Annotated in this window: 4 protein-coding genes, 1 tRNA gene and 1 pseudogene; 1 reads left to right on the forward strand and 5 read right to left on the reverse strand. The window is 40.2% G+C overall.

Annotated features, from left to right (window positions below):
• Positions 1–412 precede the first annotated feature (412 nt).
• From IM322_RS21230 to IM322_RS21240, 3 genes are all read right to left on the reverse strand, one after another.
• Positions 413–1,906, reverse strand: a complete 1,494-nt coding sequence (locus tag IM322_RS21230) for an MFS transporter (RefSeq protein ID WP_287676143.1) — start codon at positions 1,904–1,906, stop codon at positions 413–415.
• Positions 1,907–1,928: 22 nt separating this feature from the next.
• Complete coding sequence (gene recO / locus IM322_RS21235) at positions 1,929–2,711, reverse strand: DNA repair protein RecO (protein ID WP_286826758.1); 783 nt, start codon at positions 2,709–2,711, stop codon at positions 1,929–1,931.
• A gap of 205 nt (positions 2,712–2,916) precedes the next feature.
• Positions 2,917–2,989, reverse strand: a tRNA-Ala gene (locus IM322_RS21240).
• Positions 2,990–3,066: 77 nt separating this feature from the next.
• On the opposite strand from IM322_RS21240, the gene trhO reads away from it, so the two are divergent.
• On the forward strand, positions 3,067–3,879 hold the full coding sequence (gene trhO, locus IM322_RS21245) for an oxygen-dependent tRNA uridine(34) hydroxylase TrhO (protein ID WP_287676144.1): 813 nt from the start codon (positions 3,067–3,069) through the stop codon (positions 3,877–3,879).
• A 29-nt stretch (positions 3,880–3,908) separates the two neighbouring features.
• On the opposite strand, the gene IM322_RS21250 is transcribed toward trhO, so the two are convergent.
• Entirely contained in the window at positions 3,909–5,501 is a 1,593-nt protein-coding gene (locus tag IM322_RS21250) for a protein kinase domain-containing protein (RefSeq protein WP_287676145.1), read from the reverse strand.
• A gap of 57 nt (positions 5,502–5,558) precedes the next feature.
• Positions 5,559–5,768, reverse strand: a pseudogene (locus IM322_RS21255) (hypothetical protein); the annotation flags it as partial.

Genomic DNA, 5,768 nt, shown 5'->3' on the forward strand with positions numbered 1-5,768 from the left:
CAGTTATCAGTTATCAGTTATCAGTTATCAGTTATCAGATGTAAGTTTTAAGTTAATTAGTTATTTATTTATCAGATGTAAGTTAATTAGCTATTTAGTTATTTATTTATAGCGGTTCTCACATCTGTGTGGCACACTTTAACCTTTGCTGATTAAGCTTTTCAGGATTGAGAATGTACCTCTTGTCAACAGGAAACGCTATATTCCCCTTTTTGCATGAGGCATGAGTAGAAAACGGGTTTCTCCGAGAAACCCGTTTTCTGTGCGTTACTCAGTAATTACTACCAAAAGCTACCGTTTAGTTAATGTTAGTTTCGCTTCTTTGCGGGGGGTATGGGAGAATAAATAAAGGCAATCTCCTGAATACTGAATACTGAATACTGACTCCTGAATACTGATTACTGATTACTGATTACTGTTTACTGATAACTGAGCGAGAAACATACCAAGTAAAACCACCGCCGATAACTGCCATAACTGCTAAAGCTAATAGTACCGGTCGGAGTCCGAATTGAGTTTCGGCGATACCCGCAACAGCTAAGGGTAAAGAGAGGGCAATATTAACGGCATTGTTTTCTAAACCAAAGACTTTACCGCGCATTTCGGGGGGTGTATCTGCCTGTAGGGTGGTTTGCATGGGAACCCCGACTAAAGCGGCAAAAATCCCTAATAAAGCCGTCATAGCGAAGGCTAAAATTAAACTCTTTGTGGCTAGAGATAAACCGATTAAAGCTGCCGCCATACCCAGAGAACCCCAGAGACTTAATTGGGTGTGGGAGAATTTTTGACCCCAATAACCTAGGGTAATCGCACTAACTGCCATTCCTGCACCACAGGAGGCTAATAAAAAGCCAAATTGAGAAGCTTTTAACCCGGGTAGTTTTTCGGCCATACTGACGGCTAATACCGATAGAGCAGCAAAAATACAGAATAAGATGACTAATTGAATCAGAGCATTACGAACTTTATGATTTTTGTTGAGGTAACGAATGCCGTCGCGGATATCTTCCCAAACATGGGGCTGTTCTGCGGTAGGAATGACATATTTTTCGTTAGTTCGCAGGATAATTAGAATTAAACCGGCAATTATATAAAAAGCACCGACAATCATCACTTTGCCAATATCAAATTGTCCGGCTCTCGTGCCGAAAATACTATCAGCAAAAGCTAATAAAGGTTCACCGATGGCAAAACCGATAATTAATACCGCCATGGTGGTTAAAGTGTTGAGGGAATTAGCCGGCAAAAGATGACGGCGTTTTACCACTAATGGCAGGGTAGATTGTTCGGCGGGGGCAAAAAATTGGGTTAAGGTGGAGACAAGAAAAGTAATGACTAACAACAGGAAAAAACCGAAGGGTAAATTAAATTCTCCTTGTAGCCGGTAATGCCAATTTCTTAAACCTTCCGGCAGCCAACCGAGGGGAACGGCTAAAGTTTGCTCGCGCACTAACCATAATAATAGGGGAATGAGGAGGACAAAAGCCCCGCGTAAAAGGTTAGAAATAACTAAAACTTGTTTTTTTAACCATCTATCAACATATACACCCGCCACCGAACCCACTAACACCGCCGGAATTGTATTAGCAATCATTATCGCCGATACCCAGCCACTAATTGACTGATCGGCTTTTTGGTAATGGGTGGCAATTAGGGAGATCATCAGGACTAAATAGAATTTATCCGCTAATTGGGAAAAAATTCCCCCCGCCCAGAGAATGAGAAAGCGCGGGTTTTTTAGCACTGGGGCAAAACCCTGACTAGGATTGGATTTGGGCGCACGTTTAGGCAAGCGGTTCATGGTTTCTGTGTCGGATTGCCTCGGTGAGGAATCGGAAGAATTAAAAACAGGAGTGGAGGAGTCGCTAGACGTAGCGTCGTCAGTTTCTGAGTCAAACAGTTGCATTATGATGATTGTTGCTATCTGTTTAAAATTCTAAGGGAGATAAACCCTCAACTAATGCCGAGGAGCGAAAAGTTTTTCCCAGATGATACTGAGTATAGCGGCGCAGCAGGCGATCGAGGTTAATCCAAGCTAGTTCTGAGGTAAGGTTTTCTTGGGGGGGAAAATCTGTTTTTCCTAGGCATTGCAGTAATTGCAGTTCTTGCCGCGTCAGTTTACTATCGATTTTGGGCGGGTTGATTGTTTCTGTTAGGGCAGCTAGATCTATTATTCCCCCTGCCTCGAAACTGAATCCTAGGCAATTGTCCCTAATTAAAGCTTTTCCCGTCAACAGGCAGTTATGGACTTGCGGCACTAAGCCGGCAATTATTAAGAAATGAAAAATTGCTTGACAAAGATAGGGAAGTATGTATTGATTTTCGTCGAGGACTTCAATTCTGGCCAGATGGCCGCAGATTAATTCGTATAATTCCCTCTGGGGTTGTTCGCTCAGTGCGATCGCCAAAACCAGTTCGCAGAGGTATTGGCTAACGGTGAGTTTGGCGAGATTTTGACTTAATTTGGGATAAGATTCGATAGTTTCGGCTTGAACGACCTTATCTAGGGATTTTCCTGCGACTATTAACAGATTATTGACCACAAATAGTTCACTTCTACCCCGCAGGGAAGATTTATACTTGCGCGCACCGGGAGCGATGGCTCTAATTAAACCATATTCGGCGGTCAAAATAGTTAAGAGGCGATCGGCTTCTCCGAAGGCCATTCCTTGCAGATTGATTCCAGTAGCTTGATAGGTACGAGACATCATTGATAGCAGTTATCTTAATGGTGAGGTACGAAGTTTTCGTTTTGGGGAGACTCCAAGACGACTCCCTCTAAACCCTAAACCCTACACCCTACACCCTGCCCCCAGGAAAAACTTTTTCGGCAACCCTAGCTAATTGTCTTCCCAAAAAGACTTGAGCTAATCACCAAGCAAAAGTGAATCAGTCAGGACTATGGGGGAGATGCTATGGAGGTTAGCGGACTCGAACCGCTGACATCCTGCTTGCAAAGCAGGCGCTCTACCAACTGAGCTAAACCCCCGATCTGGTTTTTAGGACACTTTCGCTATCATAACCTATAGTGAAAAATATTACAAGTTAATTTTTCCCTTGCCTGCCATGTCTTATCTAGTCGCCACTTTTTACCAGTTTGTGGCTTTGTCAGATTATCGTCAAAAACAGCCAGAAATACAAAAATACTGCCAAGAAAGAGGAATTAAAGGAACTATTCTTCTGGCAGCCGAGGGGATTAATGCAACGATCGCCGGGAACAGTCAAGCGATCGCCGAGGTGATTAGTTGGTTAAAAACCGATACTCGTTTAGCTAATCTAGAGGTGAAAGAGTCTGTTTGCGATTATTTGCCCTTTCAACGCTTAAAAATTCGCTTAAAAAAGGAAATTGTGACTTTTGGTCAACCCAAGGCTAATCCTCTCGAAAAAACAGGAATTCATCTCAAAACTGAAGAGTGGAACCAATTGCTGAAAGAGCCGGACGTGGTAGTTATCGATACTCGTAATAATTATGAAGTGGCGATCGGTACTTTTGCGGGAGCGCTTAACCCTGAAATAGGGCATTTTCGCCAATTTCCTGAGTATATTCAGGACAATTTTGATAGTATTAACGATAAAAAAATAGCTCTTTTTTGTACGGGGGGAATTCGCTGTGAAAAGGCGGCAGCTTTTTTATTAAATCAAGGCTTTTCTCAAGTTTATCAGCTAGAGGGAGGTATTTTGAAATACTTAGAAGAAGTTAGTCCCGATCAGAGTCTTTGGCAAGGAGAATGTTTCGTTTTCGATCAAAGAGTGGCACTAACAGCTAATTTAGAGGTAGGACATTATGAAATGTGTCCCGCTTGCGGTCATCCCATCGATGAAAAAGATAAACAATCCCCCAATTACCAAGCAGGAATATCTTGTCCCTATTGTAGTTGATTTTATCCTATCGTCCTGCTCCCATCTCCCTACTTTTCTAGGTTCTGGTTACTTTTTTTGCGGATTTGTGTACCGGAAATCATGTCATGAAGGGCGCGTTTTTTCTTTGTCCAGGCTGCCAGTAAAAAGCCCAAATATAAGGGAGCAGTGGAGAGACATTTTAGTAAGTAGCGGCGATTTGCTCTCGCAAAAGATATGCGTCTTCCTTCGCTATCGGTGACGGATAAATCAAAAAACATTTTACCAATAGTGGCTTTAAAAAGATATTCTAAGAAAACATAATATAACCATTTAATAACTATTCCTAAACCGAGAGCAGTCAGGATGGCAATATGTTCGTGAGTAAAGTTAATTTTGGCTTGAATATTATAGATAATTGCTGCTATAAATAAAGCAAAACCAAAAATTGTTGTTCCAGCTGCACTTAATCCTGCTGCGTAGTAAACCCAGATTTCTTTGGCTATATCAAAATCAAGGTTTAAATCTTGAAAAGTTGACCATTGTTGTAAGCGAAAACAGATATAACCACCTAATAAAGCGGCGATAATAAGAACGATAAAAGAATCAATTAAAGAGGCTTTTAAACGGAGCCAAAACCCAGCATAACTGGGAGAAATTGCAGCGAGTAAAGAAATAAGTGCAGGATTGGGAATAGGAATAATTTTAGGTTTTTCAAGAGAAGAATTTTTAGTTTTTTTAGTTTTTTTAGTTTTTTTAGTTTTTTTAGTTTGATGGGGATTGGCTTTAATATCAGTAATAATTTTTAGCAAAGTTTTGGTATCTTTAGGTCGATCAATAGGTTTTTCTGCCATTAAATTATCGATAAAATCTGCTAATCGAGAAGGGATATTTGGGGTATATTTACGCCAGTTAAATTCATTGGTATTAATATTATAAATTTTCGGGTCACTGGGTTCTTTACCGGTTAACAAAAAGACGAAAGTTTTGCCCAAAGCATAAAAGTCTGACTGGGGGACAGAGTGACCGCGAGATTGTTCGGGAGGAGCATATCCGGGGGTATAAATTCCTGTATTTTTGCCTCCTGCTAGGACGGTTTTAGTGACTTGTCGCGCCGCTCCAAAATCAATTAAAACTAATTGACCATCGGGTTTTAAGATAATATTAGAGGGTTTGATATCACGATGATAGAATTTATGTTTATGAACTTCGTAGAGAATATTAGCTAACTGAGTTAACCAATCACAAGCGAGATTATAATCAATCGGTTTAAATCCTCTTTGTTTTTGATATTCTTCTAAGTCAATACCAGCAATTTTCTCCATAACTAAACAGTGTAAAGCAGTTTGACTCTCCCGGGGATGATAAATAAAATAGTTTTCTCCTTTGGGAATACCGGGGTGATTTAATTGTTTTAAAAGATTGGCTTCCTGTTGAAATAAATCAATAGCTTTACTGGAATCGTAGGTAAGAACTTTTAATACTTTGGGTATTTTATGTTCATCTATCACTTCATAGGTATTACCAAATCCACCTTTGGCACTCAATAAATTTGTGACTCGATATTTACCATTTAAAAGCAAGTCGGAACCACAGGATTGACAGTAACGACTCTCCGTGATACTTTTCGGTTTAGGACAATGAGGATTAATACAAAAACTCATGGATTTTATTGGTAGAGTACAAAATAAACTTGATGATTAAAATATCCCCTGATATATTTAAGGTTTGTTGCCAAGAAAAAAGCCGCGCAATCCCAAAGTTACCACGGCACTTAAAAAAGCTACAATCATGGGGATAATCAGAGATTTAAACCCTTTCAAGTCCGCAATATCTTTAACTAGGATTGCATAACTATCTTCGACTTTTTCCAGTCGTTTATCCATTGTTTCGACTTTCTGATCAAGAGTTTTAATATCTCCTTTGATTTC

Origin of the sequence: Microcystis sp. M109S1, assembly GCF_020247025.1 — a bacterium.
GTDB lineage: Bacteria > Cyanobacteriota > Cyanobacteriia > Cyanobacteriales > Microcystaceae > Microcystis.

Bases quoted from the DNA above. Each gene is read 5' to 3' on its own strand.
- IM322_RS21230 (WP_287676143.1), bottom strand. From the start codon at position 1,906: ATGCAACTGTTTGACTCAGAAACTGACGACGCTACGTCTAGCGACTCC.
- recO (WP_286826758.1), bottom strand. From the start codon at position 2,711: ATGATGTCTCGTACCTATCAAGCTACTGGAATCAATCTGCAAGGAATG.
- trhO (WP_287676144.1), top strand. From the start codon at position 3,067: ATGTCTTATCTAGTCGCCACTTTTTACCAGTTTGTGGCTTTGTCAGAT.
- IM322_RS21250 (WP_287676145.1), bottom strand. From the start codon at position 5,501: ATGAGTTTTTGTATTAATCCTCATTGTCCTAAACCGAAAAGTATCACG.